Origin of the sequence: Thiohalocapsa sp., assembly GCF_019695415.1 — a bacterium.
Classification (GTDB): Bacteria; Pseudomonadota; Gammaproteobacteria; order Chromatiales; family Chromatiaceae; genus Thiohalocapsa.
Map to the genome: position 1 here is coordinate 1,492 of NZ_JAIFKJ010000080.1, position 3,633 is coordinate 5,124.

A 3,633-nucleotide genomic window follows, 5' to 3' on the forward strand; every position below is an offset into this window, starting at 1 on the left:
TGATCAAGGCCGATGAGGCAGCCGAGGCCGAAGCGCTGGCGGCGGAAGCGATGGACGAGGAGGCCGTCGTGCTCGACGAGGTCGAGGCCGCAGAAGAGGCGGAAAAGGCCAAAGAGGCCGCGGAGCGCGGCCAGAAGGCCTTCATGGACAGCAAGAAGTAATCGTCCGATACGGAGGCAAAGGCGAAGCCCGATCAGATGCCGTCCGGGGTTCGCTATGCACTGCTGGACGTGCTCGCCGACGCCAAGACCTCCGCCCCGGCCGAGCTCGAGGCCCTGCTGCACGATCCCAAGAAGGCCAACGACGTGCTCGGGGGAGGCAAGATCGAGGCAATGTTCATGGACGGCTATCGAGCATTCGTCTCGCTGCCGAGCGCCAAGCAGTCCTACAGGACCTTGTTTCTGTCGCTGGCGGATCCTGCGAAGACCCCCGCCGTTTTTCACTGCACCACCGGCAAAGACCGCACCGGCTGGGCGGCCGCCGCCCTGCTGACGCTGCTGGGCGTCCCGCGGGAGACCGTCATGGCCGATTTCATGCGCACCAATGACTATACGCTGCCGCAGTTCAAGCAGCAGATCGACGACTTTGTCGCCGCCGGTGGAGACCGGAGCATCGCTGAAGCCGTCTTCGGGGTGAAGCCGGAATACCTCGAGGCCGCGTTCGATGAGATGCAGCAGGGGTTCGGCACGATCGAGACCTATTTCACCAAGGCCTTGGGCATCGACGCCGAAGGCCAGAAGGCGCTGATCGACCGATTTCTTGTGCAAGAATGACAGGCGCTGAGCGCCGTCGGCAACCGGCCCTCGACGCTCGGCGCCTGTCAGTGACTGGAGCATCGCCTGAAAAATGCCGAGACCCTTTTCCTGTCACCTTAGTTCAGGGGGCTCCTACCCAAAGACGATCAGGGTCAGCGGCAATCGGTCTCGGGATTTCTGCAGTCCCGCACCGGCGAGCGTCACAGCGCGACGCCCGTCACCCGGCACTCCGATGCGTCGCCGCGCCACAGATGAGGTTTTATGAAGTCAGCCAATGTCTTGCTTGCTGCACTTGCAAGCGTCTGGTGGGTCGTCGCGGGCGCCGATGAGGCTCCGGCAGAGTATGTCGGCCGCGCTCAATGTGCGCCCTGTCATGCCGAAGAAAATGCCCGCTGGACGGGCTCCCACCACGACCTGGCGATGCAGGAGGCGACCGACGCGACGGTGCTCGGAAATTTCAACGACGTCTCCTTCGAGCATTTCGGTGTCGTCTCCCGCTTCTTCCGCAAGGACGGCCGGTTCATGGTCCGCACCGACGGCCCGGACGGCAGGCTGCACGACTATCCGATCGAGTACACCTTCGGCGTCTTCCCGCTGCAGCAGTATCTGATCGCCTTCCCCGGCGGGCGCCTGCAGGCCCTCGATATCGGCTGGGACAGTCGGCCCAAGGAACAGGGCGGCCAGCGCTGGATGCATCTGCATCCCGAGGATCCGGTCCCCCACGACGACGTGCTGCACTGGACCGGACCGAATCTCAACTGGAACTACATGTGCGCCGACTGCCACTCCACGAACCTGAGGAAGGGCTATGACGCATCCAGCGACAGCTACGAGACCACCTGGTCCGAGATCGACGTTTCCTGCGAGGCCTGCCATGGTCCTGGCTCGAGACACCTTGCATGGGCCGAGGCCCGCGCGAAAGGAGTGCCCTTGGACCTCTCGGACATGGGGCTGACGGTCCGGCTGGACGAGCGCATGGGTGTCGCCTGGCCCATCGACCCCGACACCGGCAAGGCGGAGCGCTCCATACCGCGGACCACGACCAAGGAGATCCAGGTCTGTGCCCGCTGCCACAGCCGACGCAGCCAGATGACTGATGAGGCGTTCGCCGGGCAGCCCTTCCTCGACGGCTTCCGCCCGGCGCTGCTCACCGAGGGGCTGTACCACCCGGATGGGCAGATCCAAGACGAGGTCTACGTCTGGGGCTCGCTGCTGCAGAGCAAGATGTATCAGGCGGGCATCACCTGCTCCGATTGCCACGACCCCCATGCGGCCAATGTCCGACTGCCCGGCGACACGGTCTGCTACCAGTGTCACCCACCGGACCGGTACGCGTCCAAGCAACACCACTTCCATCCCGAGGGCTCGACCGGCGCAAGCTGCATCGAGTGCCACATGCCGCCCACCAACTACATGGTGGTCGACGCCCGCCACGATCACAGCTTCCGCGTGCCGCGCCCGGACCGATCAATCGCGATGGGCACCCCGAACGCCTGCACCCAATGCCATGCGGACAAGACCAATGAATGGGCCGCCGCACAGGTCGAGACCTGGTACGGCAAGCCGCCCGAGGGCTTGGAGCGCTACGCACCGGCGCTGCATGCGGCGCGTGCGCGACTCCCGGAGGCCGGTCGGCTGCTGCTTCAGATCGCCGCGGACAACGCACAGCCGGCCATCGCGCGGGCGACCGCCCTGCAGGCGCTCGCGCGCTACCCGGAGGCCGCCATGTTGGCCCAGGTTCAGCAGGACCTGGCTGCGACGGACCCGCTGCTGCGGCTCGGCGCGCTGGAGGCCCTTGCAGACCTCGGCCCGGCCCAGCGGTTGCTCGCGGCCCCCCTGCTCTGGGACGACCGCAAGGCGCTGCGCACCGAGGCGGCAAGGTTACTGGCGATCCTGCCCGATGACCGGCTGCCTGAGCAGGTGCGCAGCCAGCGCGCACAGGCGATCGAAGAATACATCGCGGTGCAGGCATTCAACGCGGAGCGTCCCGAGGCCCAGCTGAACCTCGGCGCCCTGTACGCAGATCAAGGCAAGCATCAGGACGCCGAGCTGGCCTATCGCAAGGCCATCGCGCGCCAGCCCCGTTTCGTCCCCGCGTACGTCAATCTGGCCCAGCTGCTTGCCGAGCGCGGGCGCGAGCAGGAGGCGGATGGTCTGTTGCGGCAGGGGATCGAGCGCGAGCCGACGAGCCCCGACCTGCAGCACGCGCTCGGCCTCTCCCTGGTGCGACAACAGCGGCTCGATGCGGCCACGGCCGCTCTTTCGCGGGCGGCCGCGCTGGCGCCCGAGAATGCCCGCTACAGCTACGTGTACGCGGTTGCACTGCAGTCCGACGGCAAGCTGGACCAGGCCATCGAGGTGCTCGAGGACTCGCACACTCGACATCCCGGCGATCTGGACACCCTCGTTGCGCTGGCGACCTTCCACCGCGATGCAGGGCGCCCGCAGGAAGCGCTCGCTTATGCGCGCAAGCTGCAGCAGCTGATGCCGGATGACCCAGCGGTCGATCAGCTGGTGCGGCAGCTCGACGCACCGTAAAAGTCAGAGGCGACAGTCAGCAGTTCGCCTCACAGACTATCCATGCGCCGCCAGAAACGGGGACTGGCAACGGGTGGAGCGCTGTTGGCCGTGTCGATTCTCGCGACGGCCATTGGTGCCGAAACCAATTCCCGAGGCTCAGGGCCCGCATCGACGCCGCCTGCGACAGCGACGCCTGCGCAGCCGGAATCCGTTCGCAAGGCAAACAAACACTGCAATGCCCGTACCTTATCACCCTCCTACGCTGCCGACAAGGCACCCAGTGTAGATCTCGGTGGTCGAGGGACCATGACACAAAAATCACCACAACATAAACGAACAGCATACTCAACACAAAGAA

1 protein-coding gene and 1 pseudogene are annotated in these 3,633 nt (G+C 65.7%); both read left to right on the forward strand.

Going from position 1 to position 3,633, the window contains the following annotated elements; genetic code table 11:
* Positions 1 to 176 precede the first annotated feature (176 nt).
* A pseudogene (locus tag I6U14_RS01100) lies at positions 177 to 773 on the forward strand (tyrosine-protein phosphatase); the annotation flags it as partial.
* Between the two features lie 243 nt (positions 774 to 1,016).
* Positions 1,017 to 3,293 (forward strand): tetratricopeptide repeat protein, encoded by a 2,277-nt coding sequence (locus I6U14_RS01105; protein WP_296896172.1) that lies wholly within the window; start codon positions 1,017 to 1,019, stop codon positions 3,291 to 3,293.
* Positions 3,294 to 3,633 lie beyond the last annotated feature (340 nt).